We start from the raw sequence: 21,329 nt of genomic DNA, 5'->3' as shown, positions 1-21,329 counted from the left end.
CGCGATCCGGACCACTCCGTCACACCTGCCCCGCGCGCTCCGCGTCGAGGCGGCGGCGCATGGTGACGTGGGCGATCCCGACCTCCAGGTACTCCGCACCGACGGTGCGGTACCCGGCCCGCTCGTAGAAGCCGCGCGCGGTCGCCTGCGCGTGCAGCTCGACCTCCACCTGCCCGTGCTCCGCGGCCGCCCGGTGCAGGGCGGCGAGCACCGCGGCCCCGTGCCCGCGGCCGCGCACCGCGGCGTCGGCGGCCATCCGGCCGATCACGGCACGGCCGGGCCCGGCGGCGTCCAGCAGCAGCCGGCCGGTGGCCACCACCCGGCCGGCCTCGTCCCGGCCGACCGCGTGCACGGCCGTCGTGTCGGCGTCGTCGTGCTCCAGCTCCGCGGGGACGCCCTGCTCGGCCACGAACACCCGGTGCCGCAGCGCCGTCACCTCCGGCCAGTCCTCGGCGGTGGCCACCGTCGCCCGGGGTGCGCTCACCGCAGCGCCGCCGGGAGCGCCGAGGAGGGCACCAGCAGGAAGCGCAGGTCGATCGCCGCGTGCAGCAGCACCGGCAGCAGCAACGACCCGGTGCCGAGGTAGACCGCGGCCAGGACGCCGCCCAGCACGCCGGTGGTCAGCACCCCGGTCAGCCCCTGGTAGGCGTGCGCCAGGCCGAAGGCGGCACCGGCGACCAGCACCAGCAGGCCGACCGGCAGCGCCGGCACCAGCGCGGCCACCACGGCGAGGAAGAAGCCGCGGTACAGCCACTCCTCGCACACCCCGGCGGTCACCCCCACCAGGCCGAAGAGCCGGCGCTCCGATCGGCTGCGGGGCAGCAGCGCGAGGGTGGCGTGCCCGGGCGGCTCGGCGTGCCGGGCCTCCCCCGGTCGGGTCCGGCGCAGCGCCTCCGGCGGCGGGCCGGCCACCGCTCCCCCGCGCAGCGCCCGGGTGGACAGCAGCACCAGGAGCACCAGCACCAGCACCGCGGCCCAGGTGAACGGGCCCGGCCAGCGGGTCGGCCAGACCAGGCCGACCTCGCCCGCCGAGACCCCGGGCGCGGCCAGCCAGACCACCAGGACGACGAGGGCCAGCCCCCACTCGAGCACCAGCAGCCGGCGGTAGAACGACCGGCGGGCGGCCGGGTCGGTGCGCAGCCGGCCCTCGAAGCGCCGGTGCAGCACGTAGCCCACGAACGGCTCCCCGACGACCAGGTAGACCGCGACGATCCCCGCCGCCAGCTGCGCCGGACCGAAGTCGGCGAAGGAGGCGGGCAGGGCGGTCGCTGCGGTCACGAGGGGCGGGGCTCAGTTCTCGGCGCGCAGGACGGCCAGCGCCCCGGCCAGGTCGGCGGGGTGGTCGCTGGTGAACTCCACCCAGCGCCCGTCGGCCGGGTGGGCGAAGCCCAGCCGGACGGCGTGCAGCCACTGCCGGGAGACGCCCAGCCGGGCGGCGAGCGTGGGGTCCGCGCCGTAGGTCATGTCACCGACGCAGGGGTGCCGCAGCGCCGAGAAGTGCACCCGGATCTGGTGGGTGCGCCCGGTCTCCAGGTGCACGTCGACCAGGCTGGCCGCCGGGAACGCCTCGACCACCTCGTAGTGGGTGACCGAGGGCCGGCCGCCGGTCACCACGGCGAACCGCCAGTCGTGCTTGGGGTGCCGGTCGATGGGGGCGTCGATGGTGCCCTTGGACGGATCGGGGTGCCCCTGCACCAGCGCCTGGTAGCCCTTGTCGACGGTGCGCTCCTTGAACGCCGCCTTGAGCAGGGTGTACGCGCGCTCGCTCTTCGCCACCACCATCAGCCCGGTGGTCGCGGCGTCCAGCCGGTGCACGATGCCCTGCCGCTCGGCCGCACCGCTGGTGCTGATCCGGTAGCCGGCCGCGGCCAGCCCGCCGGTGACGGTCGGGCCGTCCCAGCCCGGGCTGCCGTGCGCGGCGACACCGACCGGCTTGTCGATGACCACCACGTCGTCGTCGTCGTGGACGACGGTGAGCCCGTCGACCGGCTGCGGGGCCACCGGCTCGCCCGGCGGCGGCGGCAGCTCGACCTCCAGCCAGCTGCCCCCGGACAGCCGGTCGCCCTTGCCCCGGGCCCGCCCGTCGACGACGACCGCGCCGGCGTCGGCCAGCTCGGCGGCCACGGCCCGGGTGAGCCCGAACAGCCGGGTCAGTGCCTGGTCGACCCGCTGGCCCTCGAGCCCGTCGGGCACTGGCAGCGAACGGAGCTCCCCCCGGCGGCCGTCGGTCGAGGTCGGGCCGGGAGAGCTGGTCACCGCCCCATTGTGCAGAAGGACGCCGTCCCCCTCACCGCTCGCACGCTCGCGGCGAGCCTCTGGGCGGGGCCACGGCTCAGTCCTCGGTGCTGTCCGAGGCCCGGCTGCCGTCGAACTCGATGCCGCGGAAGGCGAGCAGCGCTCCCAGCACCCCACCGCAGACGATCGCCGAGTCGGCGACGTTGAAGATCGGCCACACCTCGCCGTAGGGGTCGAACAGCGAGACGAAGTCGACGACCCCGCCGCGCAGGAAGCCCGGGTCGCGGAACACCCGGTCGATCAGGTTGCCCAGCGCCCCGCCGAGGACCAGCCCGAGCGCCACGGCCCAGCCGGTGGAGAACAGCTTGCGGGCGCTGCGGACGATGACCACGGCGACGGCCACGGCGATCAGCGTGAACACCACGGTGGCGCCCTCGGCGAAGGAGAACGCCGCGCCGGTGTTCCGCGCCTCGGTCAGGTAGACCGCGCCGCCCAGCAGCCGCAGCGGCTCACGGTCGGACAGCGTGGCGACCACCAGCAGCTTGGTGGCCAGGTCCAGGGCCAGGATGCCGGCGGCCAGCCCCAGCAGCAGGGCCGCCTTCGGCCGGCGCGCGGGGGTGGGTGCGTCCGCCGACGGGGGCGTCGAGGTCTCGGGCTGCTCGGACATCGCCGTCCTCCCCGCTGGCGGCCCCGGTGGCCACGTCCATCGACGACGATAGCGGCGGAGCAGGAGGGAGCCGGCTGCCACGCTGCCCCGGCAACCGCGGCACGCCCCAGGAGGCCCGCGCCGCGGTCGGCCGGCGGTGCGAGGCTGTCCTCCCGCCGCGATGCGCTCCGACTGGGCGCAGAGGACCCTCGGGACAGCGGTTGTGATGCATCTCATCCCCTCAGATCGGGGGGAGCACCGGGTTCGGGCCGTGTCGTCCTGAGGGTCGGACGACGATGGGTCGGTACGCACTTGACGTCTCGGAGGCAGATCTTGACCACGGATGGTTCCTCGAACCCCGACGTAGTCCTCGTCGGCGGCGGCATCATGAGCGCGACGCTGGCCGCCCTGTTCGGCATCGTCGCGCCGGACTGGACCGTCCAGGTGTTCGAGTCCGGCACCGAGGTGGCCGGGGAGAGCTCCGGTCCGTGGAACAACGCCGGCACCGGGCACTCCGCGCTGTGCGAGCTGAACTACACCCCGGCCCGCCCCGACGGCACGGTCGACCCGGCCAAGGCCGTCGGCATCAACGAGCAGTTCCAGGTGTCCCGCCAGTTCTGGTCGCACCTGGTGCGCAGCGGGCTGACCGACTCCCCCAAGACCTTCATCACCTCGGTGCCGCACGTCAGCTTCGTCACCGGCACCGAGGGCCACCGGTACATGCGCAACCGCTACGAGGCGCTGGCCCCGCAGCCGCTGTTCGCCGGCCTGGAGTTCACCGACGACCCCGCCGTCCTGGCCGAGTGGCTGCCGCTGATGATGGCCGACCGGGCCGACGGCGAGCCGGTGGCGGCCACCCGGTCGCTGGCCGGCACCGACGTCAACTTCGGCGCGCTCACCCGGCTGCTGCTGGACGACGCCGTCGGTCGCGGGGTGCAGCTGCACCTGCAGCACCGGGTGCGCAGGGTCCGCCGGGAGCGGGACGGCCGCTGGGCGACCACCGTCACCGACCTCACCAGCGGCAAGAAGCGCACCGTGCGGAGCCGGTTCCTGTTCGTCGGTGCGGGCGGCGGGGCGCTGCCCCTGCTGCAGGGTGCGGGCATCCCGGAGATCCGCGGGTTCGGTGGCTTCCCGGTGAGCGGCCAGTTCCTGCGCACCCGCAACCCGGAGCTGGTCGCCCGGCACCAGGCCAAGGTCTACGGCCAGGCCAAGGTCGGGGCGCCGCCGATGTCGGTGCCGCACCTGGACCTGCGGCTGATCGACGGCGAGCAGGCCCTGCTGTTCGGGCCCTACGCCGGCTTCTCCCCCAAGTTCCTCAAGGCCGGGTCGATGTGGGACCTGCCGAAGTCGGTGCGCAGCGGCAACCTGGGCTCGATGCTGGGCGCGGGGATCGCCAACATCCCGCTGACGAAGTACCTGATCGGCCAGGTCCTGCAGTCGACCAGCGCCCGGTTCCGTGCGCTGGAGGAGTTCGTGCCGACCGCCGAGCAGGACGACTGGGAGCTGATCACCGCCGGTCAGCGCGTGCAGGTGATCAAGCAGGACCCGACCACCGGCCGCGGGGTGCTGCAGTTCGGCACCGAGCTGATCGTGGGCGCCGAGGGCACGGTCGCCGGCCTGCTGGGCGCCTCGCCCGGTGCCTCCACCGCCACCGCGGCGATGCTCACGCTGCTGGAGCGCTGCTTCCCCGACCGGATCGACGCCTGGCGGCCGCTGCTGCAGGAGGCCATCCCCTCCTACGGCCGCGAGCTCTCCGCCGAGCCCGAGCTGCTGGCGCAGGTGCGCGCCGACACCACCAAGACCCTGGAGCTCCAGGGCTGATCTGCACCGCCTCCACCCGCCGCGGGTCGAGCCGCGCCATCTGGGGTCGAACCGCGCCCTGACGCGGCTCGACCCCATCCCAACCGGGTCGACCCGGACGTCGACGGCCCCGGGTCGGGACGACCGACCGACCGACCGACCGACCCGCACCTGCCGGCAGACCGGACGTCACCGTCCGGGGCCGACAGTGCCGGGGTTGACCATGTCCGCTCGACGATGCCCGGGTTGAGCCGCCTCAGCGGGGGTTGAGCCGCGTCGTAGCGCGGCTCAACCCCCGCTCGACCGGGTCAACCCGGACAGCGGCAGCACTCGCCGAGACCGGGCCGGCGCTGAACGCCTCGCCGTGGCTCGTCAGGGACCGGGTGCAGCTCCCGCCGGGAGGCCGGTGGCGGCCAGTGGCTCAATCACTCTCGCTGGGCCGGCCGCCCTCGCCGCGCCAGGTGGCCAGGCGACCCGCCCGGCTGACGGCCCGCAGCCGTCGTTCGGCCTCCTCCCGGGAGCCGCGCGCGGACACCAGCAGCGCCTGGTCACCGCGCATCAGCCGGGTGTCCCGGTCGGGCACGAACGGCCGGCCGTCGCGCACGACGAGCACGACCGCGGAGTCCTGGGGCAGCCGCAGTTCGGGCAGGTAGACGCCGTGCAGCCGGGAGCTCTCCGGCACCCGCAGCTGCATCAGCTCCGCGCCCAGCTCGTCCAGCGGCGCGGACTCCACGTCGATGTCACGCGGGGTGACCGGGGTGGCGATCCGCAGCAGCCGGGCCATCGCCGGCAGCGACCAGCCCTGGACGACGGTGAAGACGACCACCAGCACGAACACCGTGTCGAACACCCGCGTGGCACCGGGCACCGCGGCGGCGATCGGGAAGGTCGCCAGCACGATCGGGACCGCCCCGCGCAGCCCGGCCCAGGAGACGAACAGCTGCTGGGAGAACGGCATCCGGAACCAGACCAGGCTGAGCAGCACCGACAGCGGGCGGGCCACCAGCAGCAGCGCGCCGCCGATGAGCAGCGCCGGCAGCAGCGCATCGGGCAGCCGGGAGGGTGAGACGAGCAGCCCGAGCAGCACGAACAGCCCGATCTGGGCGAGGGAGGCCAGCCCCTCGGCGAAGCCGATGGTCCCGGCGCGGTGCGGCAGCGACGCGTTGCCCAGCACCAGGCCGCACAGGTAGACGGCCACGAAGCCGGAGGTGTGCGCGAGGTCCGCCGAGGCGAAGGCCAGCACGCAGAGCGCCAGCGTCGCCAGCGGGTAGAAGCCGACCAGCGGCAGTGCCGCGCGGCGCAGCAGCCAGGCGCCACCGAAGCCGATTCCCACGCCGATCGCCGTCCCGCCCGCCAGCTCACCGAGCACCTCGGCGAGCACCAGGTACCAGGCCTGCGTGGCCCCGCCGGTCAGCTGCTCGCTGAGCGCGAGCACCAGCAGGATCACCGGGGCGTCGTTGAGCCCGGACTCCAGCTCCAGTGCTGCGACCATCCGCCGGGGCAGCGGGATCCGGCGCAGGGTGGAGAAGACGGCGGCCGCGTCGGTGGAGGTGACCACCGCACCGAGCAGCAGCGCGAACGGCCAGGAGAAGTCCAGCAGCCAGACGGCGATCCCGGCGACCACGGCGATGCTGACGACCACGCCGACCGTGGCCAACGCGATCCCGGGGCCGACCGCCCGGCGCACGTCGGACCACCGGGTGGTCAGCCCGCCCTCGGCGAGGATCACCACCAGGGCGGCGACGCCCAGGGTCTGGGTGAGCCCGACGTCCTCGAACTCGACGCCCAGGCCGCTCTCCCCGAGCGCGACGCCCAGGGCCAGGTAGATCAGCAGCGAGGGCAGCCCGATCCGGTCGGCCAGCCGCAGGGCCACCGCGGCGACGAGCACCACCAGCGCACCGATGGCCAACGCGACGGTGACCGTCGTGTTCATCGGCAGGCCCCCATGGGGGCAGTCTCCCGTACGGGGGTGCCGGCCCCGGGACCCGGCGCGGACCGGCGGCTGCGCGGGGCGGGTGGCGGGGTCGGGGATGATGGACCCCGTGAGTGCTCCCACCGGGCCGTTCCGGGCCCTTCCCCCGCAGGTCGACCTGCCGGCCCTCGAGCACGAGGTCCTCGAGCAGTGGGAGGCCGACAAGGTCTTCGCCCGCTCGCTCGAGGGGTCGGCCGACAAGCCGCAGTGGGTGTTCTACGAGGGTCCGCCCACCGCCAACGGCCGTCCGGGCACCCACCACATCGAGGCCCGGGCGTTCAAGGACGTCTTCCCCCGGTTCAAGACGATGCAGGGCTTCTCGGTGCCCCGCCGCGCCGGCTGGGACTGCCACGGCCTGCCGGTGGAGATCGCCGTCGAGCAGGAGCTGGGTTTCGCCGGCAAGCCCGACATCGAGCGGTTCGGCATCGCCGAGTTCAACGCCAAGTGCCGGGAGTCGGTGGAGCGGCACGTCGACGCCTTCGCCGAGCTCACCCACCGGATGGGCTACTGGGTCGACATGTCGACCGCCTACCGGACGATGGACGCCAGCTACATCGAGAGCGTCTGGTGGTCGCTGAAGCAGGTGTTCGACAAGGGCCTGCTGGTGGAGGACCACCGGGTGGCGCCGTACTGCCCGCGCTGCGGCACGGGCCTGTCCGACCACGAGGTGGCCCAGGGCTACGAGACGCTGACCGACCCGTCGGTCTACGTCCGGCTGCCGGTCACCAGCGGCGAGTGGGCCGGCAAGGCCGACCTGCTCATCTGGACGACGACCCCCTGGACCCTGCCCTCCAACACCGCGGTCGCCGTGCACCCCGACGTCACCTACGTGGTGGCCCGCACGGACGACGGCACGTTCGTCGTCGCCGAGCCGCTGCTGACCGCCGTCCTGGGTGAGGGCGCCGAGGTGCTGGCGCGCACCACCGGGCGCGACTGGGAGCGGGTGCACTACCAGCGGCCCTTCGAGCTGGTGGAGTTCCCCGAGGGGGACGCGCACTACGTGCTGCTGGCCGACTACGTGACCACCGAGGACGGCACCGGGCTGGTGCACCAGTCCCCCGCCTTCGGCGCCGAGGACTTCGCCGTCTGCCGCGAGTACGGCCTGCCGGTGGTCAACCCGATCGACCCGACCGGGCACTTCGCCGCCGACGTCCCGCTGGTCGGTGGGCACTTCTTCAAGGCCGCCGACCCGACGCTGGTGCAGGACCTGCAGGACCGGGGCGTTCTCTACCGGGAGCTGCGGTACGAGCACAGCTACCCGCACTGCTGGCGCTGCCACACGCCGCTGATGTACTACGCGCAGCCCTCCTGGTACATCCGCACCAGCCAGGTCAAGGACCAGCTGCTGGCGCAGAACGAGCGCACGAACTGGCACCCGGAGAACATCCAGTGGGGCCGCTACGGCGACTGGCTGAACAACAACGTCGACTGGGCGCTGTCCCGGGACCGGTACTGGGGCACACCGCTGCCGATCTGGCGCAACGACGCCGACCCGAGCCGGATGGTCGTGGTGGGCTCGCTGGCCGAGCTGTCGGAGCTCACCGGCACCGACCTGTCCGACCTGGACCCGCACCGGCCGTTCATCGACGACGTCACCTTCACCGTGGACGGCGAGGAGGGCACCTACCGCCGCGTCCGCCAGGTGATCGACGCCTGGTACGACTCCGGCTCGATGCCCTTCGCCCAGTGGGGCGCACCGCACCGCAACAAGGCGGAGTTCGAGGCGGCCTACCCGGCGCAGTTCATCGCCGAGGCCATCGACCAGACCCGTGGCTGGTTCTACACGCTGATGGCCGTCGGCACGCTGGTGTTCGAGCAGAGCAGCTACGAGAACGTGCTCTGCCTGGGGCACATCCTGGCCGAGGACGGCCGGAAGATGAGCAAGCACCTGGGCAACATCCTCGAGCCCATGCCGCTGATGGACCGGCACGGCGCCGACGCGGTCCGCTGGTTCATGCTGGCCGGCGGCTCGCCGTGGTCGGCCCGCCGGGTGGGCCACGAGACGCTGTCCGAGGTGGTCCGCAAGGTCCTGCTGACCTACTGGAACACCGCCAGCTTCTTCACCCTGTACGCCGAGACCAACGGCTGGGACCCGGCTGCCACCCCGGCCCCCCCGCGGGCGGAGCGGCCGCTGCTGGACCGCTGGGCGCTGGCGGAGCTGGCCTCGGTCACCGCCGGGGTCACCGACGCGCTGGAGGAGTTCGACACCCAGACCGCCGGCCGGCTGATCGCCGGCTTCGTCGACGACCTGTCCAACTGGTACGTCCGGCGCAGCCGCCGCCGCTTCTGGGACGGCGACCCGGCCGCGCTCGGCACGCTGCACGAGGTGCTCGACGGCCTGACCCGGCTGATGGCCCCGTTCACCCCGTTCCTCACCGAGCAGGTGTGGCGCAACGCCGTGCTGCCCGGTGCCGCGGGCGCGGTCGACTCGGTGCACCTGGCCAGCTGGCCGACCGTCGACGAGGACGCCCGGGACGACGTCCTGGTCGAGCAGGTGGCCCTGGTCCGCCGGCTGGTGGAGCTGGGCCGCTCGGCGCGCACCTCGGCCAAGGCCCGCACCCGGCAGCCGCTGGCCCAGGCGCTGATCGCCGCGCCGGGCTGGGCGCAGCTCCCCCGGGACCTGGTCGGTGAGGTGGCCGAGGAGCTCAACGTCGCCGAGCTGACCGAGCTCGCCGCCGTCGACGGGTCGCTGGTCGACGTGTCGGTGAAGGTGGACTTCCGGGCCGTCGGCCGCCGGCTGGGCAAGCAGGTGCAGGCGGTCGCCACGGCGGTCGCCGCCGCCGACCCGGCCGAGCTGGTCGCCGCCTACCGCACCGGTACGGCCACCGTGCCGGTCGAGGGTGCGGACGTGCCGCTGGCCGAGGGCGACCTGATCGTCACCGAGACCCCGCGCGAGGGCTGGACCGTGGCCTCGGCCGGCGGGCTGACCGTGGCGCTGGACCTCACGCTCACCCCCGAGCTGGAGCGGGCCGGACTGGTCCGCGAGGTGGTCCGGCTGGTCCAGGACGCCCGCAAGTCCCGCGGGCTGGCCGTCAGCGACCGGATCGAGCTGTGGTGGACCGGGGACGGCGCCATCGCCCAGGCGCTCACCGAGCAGGCCGGGCAGCTCTCCGCCGAGGTGCTCGCCCTCACGGTGCACGCCCAGGCCACCGGCCCCGGCGAGCCGCTCGAGGCTCCCGCCGGGGCCTCCGTCTGGATCGCCCCGGCCCGCAGCTGACGTCGTCCGCCCTCCCCGTCGCGGTCCCGCGGCGGGGAGGGCGGACGACGGTCACGCCGAGCGGCGGGCCCGTTCCCGCTGGGCCAGCACCCGGTCGGGGGTGCACGCCCCGCACGGGGTGAAGCCGTCGGTACGGGCCTCCACCATGGGCAGCGGGACCGGCTGCGCGCCGGCCAGGTACGCGCACCGGCCCAGGTGGTAGCGCGGGTGCTCGTCGACCACCAGCACCTCGTCGGCGAGGTCGAGCACGAGCAGCAGGTCGGTGACCTCGACCTCCTCCACCGGCGGCTCACCGCCGTCGTCGACCGCCGGTGCGCCGGCCTCGGACCGGGCGTGGGCGCCCGTGGGCGGCCCACCGTCCGCGTGGGCGCGGGCTCCTGTGGGCGGCCCAGCGTCCGCGCGGGCGTGGGAGCCCGACGGTGGACCGGACGGCCAGGTCGAGGCGGCCGTCGCACCGCCGGCCGTGTCCAGGCCCGGGTTCGTGGGCGGGACCGGGGGCAGGTGCGCCTGCGGGAGGCGGTGCACCGGTTCGGGCCCGGGGTCGGCCGTCCCGGCACGCTGCCGCGTCCCGGTGCCGGTCGGGCGGTCCTCCCGCCGGGCGTGCCGGCGCCGGCGGAGCTCGCCCAGCACCAGCAGCAGCACCGCGACGGAGCTCACGCCGAAGGACATCCACTGCACCGTGGCCGAGCCCGCGACGAGCCCGGCGACCAGCAGGCCCACGGCTGCCAGCACGAGGACGCCTGCGACGAGCACCACAGCCGGATGCTAGCCGCGCCGCCCCGCCCCGGCCCGGACGCGACGGAGCCCCTCAGGACCGAGGTCCGGAGGGGCTCCGTCGACCGCCCCTCAGGGCGGTCGGTGTTCAGGCGCTGACGTGCTGGTTCTGCCGGGCGTTGGACGACGGCTCGGCCGAACCGCGGCTGTCCAGGTCCCGCAGGTGCGACTCCAGGTAGGAGCGCAGCCGGGTGCGGTACTCGCGCTCGAAGGTGCGCAGCTCGTCGACCTTGCGCTCCAGGCTCGCCCGCTTCTCCTCCAGGGAGCCCATCGCCTCGACGTGCTTGCGCTCGGCGTCCTGCTGCAGGGCGGTGGCCTTGGCGCGGGCCTCGCGCTCCATCGTGTCGGCGCGGGTGCGCGCGTCGCCGAGCATCGCGTCGGCGCGGCTCTTGGCCTCGCCCACCATCTGCTCGCTCTTGGCACGGGCCTCGGCGAGCATCCGCTCACTGTTGCTCTTGGCGCTGCCGACCATCTGGTCGGACTGGGCCTTGGCCTCGTTGACGTGCCGCTCGGCGGTCTCGGTCGCCAGGGCCAGCATCCGGGAGGCGCGGATGGCGTCGTCCTCACGCACCTGCGGCGCGGCCGGCTGGGCCGGGGGCGGCGGCGGGGCCGCGACGGTCATCGGGGCGGACTCGGGGCGCTCGTCGCGCGAGCCACTGCTCCCGGACGCGCGGAGGTCGTTGTTCTCCTCGATCAGGCGGGCCAGCTCGGCCTCCACCACGTCGAGGAAGGCGTCGACCTCGTCCTCGTCGTAGCCGCGCTTGCCGATCGGCGGCTTCTTGAAGACGACGTTGTGCACGTCGGCGGGAGTCAGTGGCATGCGGCTCACCTCAGGTCGGACGGGAGGGACGGGGACGGACGCAGACCGGCGGCGAACCGCTCGGTGTCCGCACCCCGCTCCGGGAAGTCAGGACGAGTCATGCGTAGGAGTAGGCCAGGCTGTTCAGGACGCTGCGCAGCAGGATGACGCCGATCAGGAGCACCATAAACCCGAGGTCCAGCCGGATCTGACCGAGGTTCAGCGGCGGGATCACCTTGCGCACGGCCTTCAGCGGCGGGTCGGTGGTGGCGTAGACGACCTCGAGGCCGGCGGCGACCAGACCCTGCGGGCGCCAGCTGCGGGCGAGCACCATCACCCAGTCCACGACGAACCGGGCGAACAGCAGGATCAGGAAGACGAGCAAGACCGACGAGACGATCTGCAGAAGGAGAGCCACGGTCCTCGCTCGTTCAGGGCACCTCGTGCCAGGTGGTCAGGGCGCAGCCATCAGGCAGGAATCGCCCATCAGGACTGACTGAAGAACCCGCCCTCACGGATGCGGGCCTTGTCCTCAGCAGTCACGTCCACGTCCTGCGGGCTGAGCAGGAAGACCTTGGCCGTGACCCGCTCGATACTACCGTGCAGCCCGAACGTCAGGCCGATGGCGAAGTCCACCAGTCGCTTCGCGTCGGCGTGCTCCATGTCGGTGAGGTTCATGATCACCGGCATGCCGTCCCGGAAGCGCTCGCCGATCGTGCGCGCCTCGTTGTAGGAGGCGGGGTGCACGGTGGTGATCCGGTAGCCCTGCGGCTTGGGCTCGGGGGCCGCGACGGGCGCCGGCACGGGGACCGGGGCCGGGACGACCGGCTCGCTCATCGCCAGTCCGGCCGATCCGGACGTCGCCGTGCCACCAGCGGAGATGCCACCGCCGGAGATACCGGTACCGGACATGCGGCTGCGCGCGGCGGACGCCGAGCCGAGCCCCGTCCCACCGGCCGCGGCCAGCCGGGCCGAGGTGCTGCCCGCCGTCGTCCCGGCCAGGCCGAGCGTGCGCGGGGTGGCCGGCCGGCGACCGAGGGAGACCTCGGGCTCGGGCGGGAGCTCCTGGGCGAAGTTGTCACCGGCGTACTGGGCGGCCGGCTGGTCGTCGTAGCCGGGCGAGGCGTAGGCGTCGGCGTAGCCGTACCGCTCCCCGGGGACGTCGGCCGCCGGGTCGTCGTCGTAGGAGGTGGCGTACCGGTCGTAACCGCGGTCGTAGCCCCGGTCGTCGTGGTCGTAGTCGCTCTGCCGCGACGCGTAGCGGTCGTACCCACCACGGGCGTCGTCGTCCTCGACGAGGCCCAGGTAGACCCCCATCCTTCGCATGGCTCCGGCCATCGGACGTCTCCCTCTGGTCTCGTCGCAGGACGACTCGTGCTGAACGGGTGATCGGTGGTGCGGGTGGTGCTGGTGTGACTCGGGAGGGTCTACGGGTCCCGCGTCACTTCCCTGGACCGGAGGTTAGGGGGCGGGCACCGAACAACGCGGTACCGACACGCACCTCGGTGGCCCCAGCTGTCACAGCGGCCTCCAGGTCGCCGCTCATGCCTGCCGATAGCTCCACGGCAGCAGGATGGTCGGCCCGGACCCGGGCGGCGAGCTCGGCCAGCCGGGCGAACGCCGGCGCGGGGTCCTCCCCACGGGGAGCCACCGCCATCAGACCGAGCAGCCGCAGGCCCGGTGCCGCCGCGACGGCGTCGGCCAGGCCGGGGACCTCGTCCGGGTGCGCGCCGCCCCGGGAGCCCAGCTCGCCCTCGGGCCCACCCAGGTCGACCTGGAGGTGGACCTCGACGGTGCGCTCGTCCCGGTCGGCGGCCCGGCTCAGCGCCTCCACCAGCGACACCCGGTCGACCGAGTGCACCCCGGCCCCCAGCCGGACGACGGCGGCGGCCTTGTTCCGCTGCAGCTGCCCGACCAGGTGCCAGCGCAGCCCGGCCAGGTCGGCGAGGTCGGCCGCCTTGCCGGCGAGCTCCTGCACCCGGTTCTCGGCGAAGTCGGACTGCCCGAGGCCGGCCAGGGCCCGCACGTCCTCGGCGGGCCGGGTCTTGCTGACCGCCAGCAGCCGCACCGACGCCGGGTCGCGACCGGCGGCCCGGGCGGCCGCGTCGATCCGTTCCCGGACCGCCTGCAGGTTCTCGGCGAGTCGGAGGACCCCGTCCTCCTCACCCCTCGCACGCTCGGGGCGAACCTCGGGACGGGGCCGGGAGGTGCTCACTGCAGCCAGACGACGCCGGCCTGCCGGCCGGTGACGCCGTCCCGCCGGTGGCTGAACAGCCGGGGGTCCTCCACGGTGCAGCGCGGGTCGTGGACGACCTGCCGGACACCGGCACCGCGCAGCACCTCGGCCAGCCCGGCCCGCAGGTCAAGACCCGGGGTGCCGGTGCGGGTGCGCACCACCGCCGCCGGGGCGACCCGGCCGACCTCGGCCTGCATCGCCGCCGGGACCTCGTAGTCCAGACCGCACACGGCCGGGCCGAGCAGCGCCTCGACGTCGCCGGGACGGGAGCCCAGCCGGGTCATCGCCGCCAGCGTCGCCGGCACCACCCCGCGCCGCACGCCCTCCCGGCCGGCGTGCACGGCCGCGACGACGCCGGCCACCGGGTCGGCCAGCAGCACCGGCACGCAGTCGGCGACGAGCACGCAGAGCACCAGCCCGGGGGTGGCGGTGACCAGCGCGTCGACGTCGGCCACCGGGTTCTCGTCGGCGTCCTCGACGATGGCGACCCCGGTGCCGTGCACCTGGGTCATCCAGACCAGCCGGTCGGCCGGCACGCCGAGCTCACCGGCCAGCCGGGCACGGTTGGCCGCGACGGCGGCGGGGTCGTCGCCGACGTGCCCGCCGAGGTTGAACGACTCGTACGGCGCAGCAGAACGGCCGCCGCGCCGATCGGTGACGACCCGACGGGGTCGCATCGTCGGCGCGATGGCCGATTCGCTGTTCACGGTGCCGTTCCCTCCGACGATCTGGTCAGCCTCGGTCCGGACACGCTGCAGGGCCCCGGACCGAGCGTGCGCGTCCGGGGCCCTGCAGCGGGGTCCTTCCTCACTGACTGCGGAGGAACTCCGGGATGTCCAGCTCTTCCTCGAAGTCCTCGGAGGCGAGCGGACGACGCGTGCCGCCGTTCCCCTGGCCGCCGGGCATCGGGGGCAGCGGCGGGACGGTCAGCCCACCACCCTGGGGCGGCGTGCTGCCCGGCTGCCCGGTCCGCGGAGCCGTCGTGGACGGCGGCACCGGAGCCGGGGCAGGAGCCGGAGCGGGCGCCGCGAGGCGCTCACCGGTCTGGGTCGGCGCCGACCGCACCTGCGCGGGCGGGGCCGCCGGCGCAGCCGGAGCCGCCTGGGCGACCGGGGCCGACGTCGCCAGCGGCGTCGTTCCGGCGTCCTTGCGGTTGCTCGGCTTGCCACCGTCGAACCCGGCCGCGATCACCGTGACCCGGACCTCGTCACCCAGGGCGTCGTCGATGACGGCACCGAAGATGATGTTGGCGTCCGGGTGGGCGGCGTCGCTGACCAGCGAGGCCGCCTCGTTGATCTCGAACAGGCCGAGGTCCGAGCCACCGGAGATCGACAGCAGGACGCCGTGGGCGCCCTCCATCGAAGCCTCCAGCAGCGGCGAGGCGATCGCCTGCTCGGCCGCCAGCAGCGCGCGGTTGTCACCGCGGGCGCTGCCGATGCCCATCAGCGCCGAGCCCGCTCCGGACATGACCGACTTGACGTCGGCGAAGTCCAGGTTGATCAGGCCGGGCGTGGTGATCAGGTCGGTGATGCCCTGGACACCGGAGAGCAGCACCTGGTCGGCGGTGCGGAAGGCGTCCATGACGCTGACGTTCCGGTCGCCCAGCTGCAGCAGCCGGTCGTTCGGGATCACGATGAGCGTGTCGCACTCGTTGCGCAGCTCCTCGATGCCCGACTCGGCCTGGACGGCCCGCCGCTTCCCCTCGAAGGAGAACGGGCGGGTGACCACGCCGATGGTCAGCGCACCGAGCTTGCGGGCGATGGAGGCGACGACGGGGGCACCGCCGGTGCCCGTGCCACCACCCTCGCCTGCTGTCACGAAGACCATGTCGGCGCCCTTGAGCACCTCTTCGATCTCCTCGCGGTGGTCCTCGGCGGCCTGCCGGCCGACGTCGGGCTGCGCGCCCGCGCCCAGGCCGCGGGTGAGCTCACGGCCGACGTCGAGCTTGACGTCGGCGTCGCTCATCAGCAGGGCCTGTGCATCGGTGTTGATCGCGATGAACTCGACCCCCTTGAGGCCGACCTCGATCATGCGGTTGACCGCGTTCACCCCGCCGCCGCCGATGCCGACGACCTTGATGACCGCGAGGTAGTTGTGCGGAGGTGTCATTCTGCGCTCCCCAACTGGACCCTCATCCTCAGGTTAAGCCTTATAGTTATGTCAACTGAGTCGTTGTGAGGACGAAGTTAGGTGCGCCCTCCGGGGGCAGCAAGCACCCCTTCCTGCTCGGCGTGTCCACAGAGCGGATTCGCACGAGCCGCACCCGACCCTTCCGTCACATCTGGCTCACCGCCAGTGACGACTTGCCTGGCCGGCGTCTCAGGCCCGGGTGCAGACCCGGTGCGAGCACAGCGGCGCGCCCGAGAAGGACGACGCGCAGGTCATTTTCCCGCCGGGCGTGTCGGAACAGCCCCGGCAGCTCCGGCCGGCCACCCGTTCAGCGCAGGACGACGGAGTCCGGGGTGCTGACGTCGAGGGTGTCGGCCGGCTCCAGCTCGCCGTCCTCGATCTGGGCCAGCAGCGCGCCGAGCACCTCGGCCTTGCGGTCGGTCCGGGCCGCGCTCCCCCACCGCACCGTCCGGTCGTCGGTGAGGCTCAGCGTCACGTCGTCCCCGGTGGAGGCCGTCACGCCGGTCACCACGTCCCGCACCTCGTCGGGCAACGCGGTCAGCGCACCGAGCGCTGCCCGGGTCGCCACGTCGTCCGGCCCCGGGTCCGGGACGTCCAGCGGGACCACGCCGGCGGGGGGCTCCCCGGTGATGGTGTCGAAGACCACTCCCCCGGCGTCGACCAGCTGACGCGTACCGGCCTGCTCGACCACGGCCACCGGCACGCGCTCGACCACGGTCACCACCACCGTGCCCGGCCAGCCGCGGGTGACCTCCACCGAGGCCACCTGGGGCAGCTGGGCCACCCGTCCGGCCGCCGCGTCGGTGTCCACCCGCACCAGCGGGGTGCCCTCCGCGACGCCGGCCGCAGCCACGACCTGCCCCTCCGACAGCGCACCGGCACCGTCGACCCGCACCGTCCGCACCGCCAGCAGCGGGCTGGCCAGGAACACCCACGCCAGGACACCGAGCAGCAGCACGCCCACGGCCAGCACGGCCAACTGCCGGCGCCGCGGGTGCGTGCGCCGGCGGGACCGGCGCCGCCGGGCCCGCAGCGAGGTCACCGAGGTCGCACCGCCGGACGGGACGGCGCCGCGCCGGCCGCTGCGGGCCCGGTCGCTGGTCGTCATCCCGTTCCGGCTCACCGCGTCGGTCCCGGCTCGGCTCCCGTCGGCTCCGAATCGCCGTCCGGCGCCGTCGGCTCTGCCAGCGCGGCCAGCACCTCCGGCCCGACCATCGACACGTCACCGGCGCCCATGGTCACCACGACGTCACCGGGCCGGGCCCGGGCGGCCATCGCCGGTGCCGCCGCCGACCAGGACGGCTCGAACGCCACCCGGCCGGGGGGCAGCGGCACCGCGTCGGCGACCAGCGCACCGGTCACCCCGGGCACCGGGTCCTCGCGGGCGCCGTAGACCTCCATCACCACGACCTCGTCGGCCAGCCCCAGCGCCGTCCCGAAGCCGGCCGCGAACTGGGCGGTGCGGCTGTAGAGGTGCGGCTGGAAGAGGACCAGCAGCCGCCCGGAGCCGACGACCGCCCGGGCGGCCCGCAGCTGCGCGGACACCTCGGTCGGGTGGTGGGCGTAGTCGTCGTAGACCCGTACCCCGGCCGCCGTCCCCTTGAGCTCGAACCGCCGGTGCACCCCGCCGAAGCGGCCCAGGCCACCGATCAGCCCGCTGGCCGGCAACCCCAGCTCCAGCCCGGCCAGCAACGCGGCGGCGCTGTTGAGCGCCATGTGCTCCCCGGGCAGCTGGATGTGCACCTCGCCGAGCACCCGGCCGTCCAGGACCGCGGTGTAGCGGGTGCCGTCGGCGGCCACCCGCAGGTCGTCCAGCCGCAGGTCGGCGTCCGGGTGCTGCCCGTAGGTGCGCACCCGGGCCGCCGCACCGACGCCGGCCAGCCGGGCCGCACCCGGGTCGTCCAGGCAGAGCACCAGGAAGCCGCCGTCGGCGACCGTGCCGACGAAGGTGTCGAAGGCGGCCTCGACCGCGGCCAGGTCGCCGTAGTTGTCCAGGTGGTCGGCCTCGACGTTGGTGACGATGGCCCCCAACGGCGCCAGCAGCAGGAACGACCGGTCGCTCTCGTCGGCCTCGGCGAGGAAGACGTCGCCCTGCCCGGAGTGGGCGTTGGACCCCGACTCGTTCAGCGTGCCGCCGATGGCGAACGAGGGGTCGACCCCGCAGGCCTGGACGGCGACGGTGAGCATCGACGTGGTCGACGTCTTGCCGTGCGTGCCGGCCACGGCGACGCTGCGCCGCCCGGCCATCACCGCGGCCAGCGCCACCGCCCGCGGCAGCACCCGCAGGCCGCGCTCGCGGGCCGCCACCAGCTCGGGGTTGTCGTCCCGGATCGCGGTGGAGACCACCACGGTGGAAGCCTGGCCCACGTGCTCGCCGGCGTGGCCGACCTCCACCCGGGCACCGAGGGCGGCCAGCGCCCGCAGCGCAGGGGACTCCCGGCGGTCGCTGCCGGAGACCGGCACCCCCCGGGCCAGCATGATCCGGGCGATCCCGCTCATCCCGGCGCCGCCGATGCCGATGAAGTGCACCGCGCCGAGGTCGGCCAGCGCCGGGATCGGCCCGCGCCAGGCGGCGACGTCGTCGGCGCTCATCGGCTGCCCACCCCCTGGCCGGCGACCTGCAGCACGAGGTCGGCGAGCCGCTCGTCGGCGTCCCGGGAGCCGGCGGCGGCCGCGTGCCGGGCCAGCCCGGCGAGCTGCTGGGGGTCGGTGAGCAGGGGCACCAGCTGAGCCTCGATCCAGGACGGCGACAGGTCGGCATCGGCCACCAGGAGCCCGCCACCGGCCTCGACCACGGGCAGTGCGTTGAGCCGTTGCTCACCGTTGCCGATCGGCAGTGGCACGAAGGCGGCCGGCAGCCCCACGGCGGACAGCTCGGCGACGGTGACCGCGCCGGAGCGGCACAGCGCCAGGTCGGCCGCGGCGTAGGCCAGGTCCATCCGCTCCAGGTAGTCGACGACGACGTAGGGCGCCGCGCCGGCCGGGCGGGGAGGCACGGTGACGTCGGTGTTCTTGGGTCCCCGGGCGTGCAGCACCTGCACGCCGGCGGCGGTGAGCGGGTCCGCGGCGGCGACCGCGGCGCGGTTCAGCGAGGCGGCGCCCTGCGAGCCACCGAAGACCAGCAGGGTGGGCCGGTCGGCGTCCAGCCCGAACTCGGCGCGCGCCTCGGCCCGGCGGGCGGCGCGGTCCAGGCCGCTGATCGAGGTGCGCAGCGGCATGCCGACGTGCTCCCCGCCGCGCAGCGGGGTGGCGGGCACGGTGACCGCGACGCGCGCGGCCACCCGGGCACCGATCCGGTTCGCCAGGCCGGGGAGGGCGTTCTGCTCGTGCACGACCACGGGCACACCGGCCCGCCACGCGGCCAGGTAGGCCGGCAGGGCGACGTAGCCGCCGAAGCCGACGACCACGTCGGCGTCCAGCTCGGTGAGCAGGGCCCGCGTCTCGGCGACCGACCGCCGCACCCGCCCGGGCACCCGGAGCAGGTCCGGGGTGGGCTTGCGGGGCAGCGGCACCGGGGGGATGAGCCGCAGGTCGTAGCCGCGGGCCGGCACCAGCCGGGTCTCCATGCCACGGGCGGTGCCCAGGCAGGTGACCCGGGGCGTGCCACCGGGTGCGCCGTCCCGCCGGGTGAGGGCGTCGGCGAGGGCCAGCATCGGCTCGATGTGCCCACCGGTGCCGCCGCCGGCGAGCACGACGGAGACCGGGCGGTCACCGGTCGGCTCAGCCGCTCCGGCGCCGGGGGCGGGCTGGGGGGAGGTCACAGGGGGCGTGGCCGTTCCGTTCTCGGGGGGCGGGGCCGGGCGACCGGCCGCGCCCGCGCGGCGGGGGGTTCACCGGGCCCACCGGGGTCGCGGGGCACGTCGCGGAGGACGGGCCCGGCGGCCGGGGGCCGGTTGCGGACGATCGGACGGTCACCGGCGGGGAGCCGGCCGCGTCCAGTCTGCCGCTGGACCGCTCCCCGGCGCGCGTCCGGGGCCGCCGACCCCGGTCCCGGCGCGGCACGGCGCGGGTCGGGCCGGGGCTCCCGGGAGCCTGGCTGCACGGCCAACTGCTCCTGGGTGCGCAGCCCCGGCACCCGGGTGACCGTCCGCCCCGGGCGCCACCGGTCCGGCTCGCGGACGGGCTCCGGGCGGCGACCCTGCCCCCACCCCTGGCCCGCGGCCCAGCCCTGGCCCGGGGCCCAGGACCGGCCCTGGTCGCGGTCCGGGCGCGCCGGACGACGCCGGCGGGCGGGCACCGGGTCGACCGCGGCGGCCGGCACCGGGAGCAGCAGCCGGGCCAGCCAGCCACGCCGGGCGTGCCGCTGGTGGGCGATCGCGGCGGGCTCGGAGCGGGCGAACCGGGCGAGCAGCCCGATCACGAACAGCGTCAGCACCAGCGACGTGCCGCCGGCGGAGATCAGCGGCAGGGTGACGCCGGTGACCGGCAGCAACCCGACGACGTAGCCCATGTTCATCGTCGCCTGGCCGACCAGCCAGACGGTGATGGCGATGCTGGCCAGCTGCACGAACCGGTCGGTGGAGCGGCGGGCGATCCGGAACCCGGCCCACGCCAGCATCCCGTAGAGCGCGATGACCACCAGACAGCCGAGGAAGCCCAGCTCCTCACCGATGATGGCGAAGATGTAGTCGGACTCCGCGTGCGGCAGCAGGTTCCACTTCAGCGCGCTGTTGCCCAGGCCCACGCCCCACACGCCGCCGGTGGCCAGCGCGTAGAAGCCGCGGATGGCCTGCATCCCGTCGCCGAGGGGGTCGGCGAACGGGTCGAGGAACGAGGTGACCCGGGCCATCCGGTACGGGGCCACCGCCACCATCAGCGCGACCAGCGCGGCCACCACCGCGACCGCGCCGGCGAGGTAGCGGCGGGACAGCCCGCCGGCCCACATCAGCCCGGCCACGACCAGGCCCAGGCTGACCACGGCGCCCATGTCCGGCTCGGCGATCAGCAGCAGGCACATCAGCACGAACACCGGGATGACCGGCACCAGCAGCGTCCGGGTGGTCAGGTACCGCTCGCGCAGCGCCAGCACGTGGGCGCCCCAGAGCGCGAAGACCAGCTTGGCCAGCTCGGAGGGCTGGAAGTTGGTGAAGCCCAGGTCGAACCAGGCCCGCGAGCCGTTCAGCTTGATGCCGATGCCCGGGATCAGCACCAGGGCCAGCAGGAGGAACACCACCAGCATGCCGCGGCCGGACCACTGCCGGATCCGCCCGACCGGCAGCCGCATCGCCACGAGCATCCCGGCCAGGCCGATGACGGCGAAGGTCAGCTGCCGGACGCCGGGCAGCCAGGCCGGCTGGCCGGAGGTGGCCGCCTCGATCGAGGAGGCGGAGAAGACCATGACCAGGCCGATGGCCAGCAGCATGCCGGCCGAGCCCAGTACCAGGTGCGCGCTGGTCATCGGCCCGTCCAGCCAGGCCGGGCCGCGGAACCGGGCGGTCAGCCCGGTGCGCGGGGTGGTGGCGGGCTCGGGCGGGCGGGCGGGCACGGCCCGGCGTTCGCGGGTGGTCGTGGCCATCGGCG

18 protein-coding genes are annotated in these 21,329 nt (G+C 74.8%); 2 read left to right on the top strand and 16 right to left on the bottom strand.

What is annotated here, in order from left to right; genetic code table 11:
* Positions 1 to 19 precede the first annotated feature (19 nt).
* The 4 genes from Q1A09_RS13495 to lspA form a co-directional block, all read right to left on the bottom strand.
* A complete protein-coding gene (locus Q1A09_RS13495; RefSeq protein WP_299955726.1) occupies positions 20 to 484 on the bottom strand; it encodes a GNAT family N-acetyltransferase in 465 nt (154 codons plus the stop codon).
* Entirely contained in the window at positions 481 to 1,278 is a 798-nt protein-coding gene (locus Q1A09_RS13490) for a CPBP family intramembrane glutamic endopeptidase (RefSeq protein WP_299955724.1), read from the bottom strand. Before Q1A09_RS13490 ends, Q1A09_RS13495 begins: the two co-directional genes overlap by 4 nt.
* 12 nt (positions 1,279 to 1,290) lie before the next feature.
* The gene (locus Q1A09_RS13485; RefSeq protein ID WP_299955722.1) at positions 1,291 to 2,256 is read right to left on the bottom strand and encodes an RluA family pseudouridine synthase; all 966 of its coding nucleotides are present in this window, start codon (positions 2,254 to 2,256) and stop codon (positions 1,291 to 1,293) included.
* Between the two features lie 76 nt (positions 2,257 to 2,332).
* The gene (gene lspA, locus Q1A09_RS13480; RefSeq protein WP_299955721.1) at positions 2,333 to 2,902 is read right to left on the bottom strand and encodes a signal peptidase II; all 570 of its coding nucleotides are present in this window, start codon (positions 2,900 to 2,902) and stop codon (positions 2,333 to 2,335) included.
* A gap of 312 nt (positions 2,903 to 3,214) precedes the next feature.
* On the opposite strand from lspA, the gene mqo reads away from it, so the two are divergent.
* Positions 3,215 to 4,702, top strand: coding sequence for a malate dehydrogenase (quinone) (gene mqo / locus Q1A09_RS13475; protein ID WP_299955720.1), 1,488 nt, complete (start codon positions 3,215 to 3,217; stop codon positions 4,700 to 4,702).
* Between the two features lie 400 nt (positions 4,703 to 5,102).
* Here mqo and Q1A09_RS13470 read toward each other — a convergent pair whose 3' ends face one another.
* On the bottom strand, positions 5,103 to 6,614 hold the full coding sequence (locus tag Q1A09_RS13470; protein WP_299955719.1) for a potassium/proton antiporter: 1,512 nt from the start codon (positions 6,612 to 6,614) through the stop codon (positions 5,103 to 5,105).
* Positions 6,615 to 6,723: 109 nt separating this feature from the next.
* Between Q1A09_RS13470 and ileS the strand changes: the two genes are divergently transcribed.
* Positions 6,724 to 9,870, top strand: coding sequence for an isoleucine--tRNA ligase (gene ileS / locus Q1A09_RS13465; RefSeq protein WP_299955718.1), 3,147 nt, complete (start codon positions 6,724 to 6,726; stop codon positions 9,868 to 9,870).
* A gap of 51 nt (positions 9,871 to 9,921) precedes the next feature.
* On the opposite strand, the gene Q1A09_RS13460 is transcribed toward ileS, so the two are convergent.
* The 11 genes from Q1A09_RS13460 to ftsW form a co-directional block, all read right to left on the bottom strand.
* A complete protein-coding gene (locus Q1A09_RS13460) occupies positions 9,922 to 10,626 on the bottom strand; it encodes a phage holin family protein (protein WP_299955717.1) in 705 nt (234 codons plus the stop codon).
* Between the two features lie 106 nt (positions 10,627 to 10,732).
* A complete protein-coding gene (locus Q1A09_RS13455) occupies positions 10,733 to 11,464 on the bottom strand; it encodes a DivIVA domain-containing protein (RefSeq protein WP_299955716.1) in 732 nt (243 codons plus the stop codon).
* Positions 11,465 to 11,561: 97 nt separating this feature from the next.
* Complete coding sequence (locus tag Q1A09_RS13450) at positions 11,562 to 11,861, bottom strand: YggT family protein (protein WP_299955715.1); 300 nt, start codon at positions 11,859 to 11,861, stop codon at positions 11,562 to 11,564.
* Positions 11,862 to 11,929: 68 nt separating this feature from the next.
* Positions 11,930 to 12,781 carry a cell division protein SepF gene (locus tag Q1A09_RS22635; RefSeq protein ID WP_366139783.1) on the bottom strand — a complete coding sequence of 284 codons (852 nt, stop codon included), beginning with the start codon at positions 12,779 to 12,781 and terminating at the stop codon, positions 11,930 to 11,932.
* A gap of 103 nt (positions 12,782 to 12,884) precedes the next feature.
* Positions 12,885 to 13,658 carry a YggS family pyridoxal phosphate-dependent enzyme gene (locus Q1A09_RS13440; protein ID WP_299955714.1) on the bottom strand — a complete coding sequence of 258 codons (774 nt, stop codon included), beginning with the start codon at positions 13,656 to 13,658 and terminating at the stop codon, positions 12,885 to 12,887.
* On the bottom strand, positions 13,655 to 14,386 hold the full coding sequence (pgeF, locus tag Q1A09_RS13435) for a peptidoglycan editing factor PgeF (RefSeq protein ID WP_299955713.1): 732 nt from the start codon (positions 14,384 to 14,386) through the stop codon (positions 13,655 to 13,657). The genes Q1A09_RS13440 and pgeF overlap by 4 nt, the downstream gene beginning before the upstream one ends.
* Before the next feature lie 100 nt (positions 14,387 to 14,486).
* On the bottom strand, positions 14,487 to 15,788 hold the full coding sequence (ftsZ, locus tag Q1A09_RS13430; protein ID WP_299955711.1) for a cell division protein FtsZ: 1,302 nt from the start codon (positions 15,786 to 15,788) through the stop codon (positions 14,487 to 14,489).
* A 328-nt stretch (positions 15,789 to 16,116) separates the two neighbouring features.
* On the bottom strand, positions 16,117 to 16,917 hold the full coding sequence (locus tag Q1A09_RS13425) for a cell division protein FtsQ/DivIB (RefSeq protein ID WP_299955709.1): 801 nt from the start codon (positions 16,915 to 16,917) through the stop codon (positions 16,117 to 16,119).
* Between the two features lie 11 nt (positions 16,918 to 16,928).
* Positions 16,929 to 18,401 (bottom strand): UDP-N-acetylmuramate--L-alanine ligase, encoded by a 1,473-nt coding sequence (gene murC, locus Q1A09_RS13420; protein WP_299955707.1) that lies wholly within the window; start codon positions 18,399 to 18,401, stop codon positions 16,929 to 16,931.
* Complete coding sequence (gene murG, locus Q1A09_RS13415; RefSeq protein WP_299955705.1) at positions 18,398 to 19,570, bottom strand: undecaprenyldiphospho-muramoylpentapeptide beta-N-acetylglucosaminyltransferase; 1,173 nt, start codon at positions 19,568 to 19,570, stop codon at positions 18,398 to 18,400. Before murG ends, murC begins: the two co-directional genes overlap by 4 nt.
* A complete protein-coding gene (gene ftsW / locus Q1A09_RS13410) occupies positions 19,567 to 21,324 on the bottom strand; it encodes a putative lipid II flippase FtsW (protein ID WP_299955704.1) in 1,758 nt (585 codons plus the stop codon). Before ftsW ends, murG begins: the two co-directional genes overlap by 4 nt.
* Positions 21,325 to 21,329: the final 5 nt, after the last annotated feature.

Origin of the sequence: uncultured Modestobacter sp., assembly GCF_947486615.1 — a bacterium.
Classification (GTDB): domain Bacteria; phylum Actinomycetota; class Actinomycetes; order Mycobacteriales; family Geodermatophilaceae; genus Modestobacter.
This window is presented reverse-complemented; position numbering and strand designations above follow the sequence as displayed.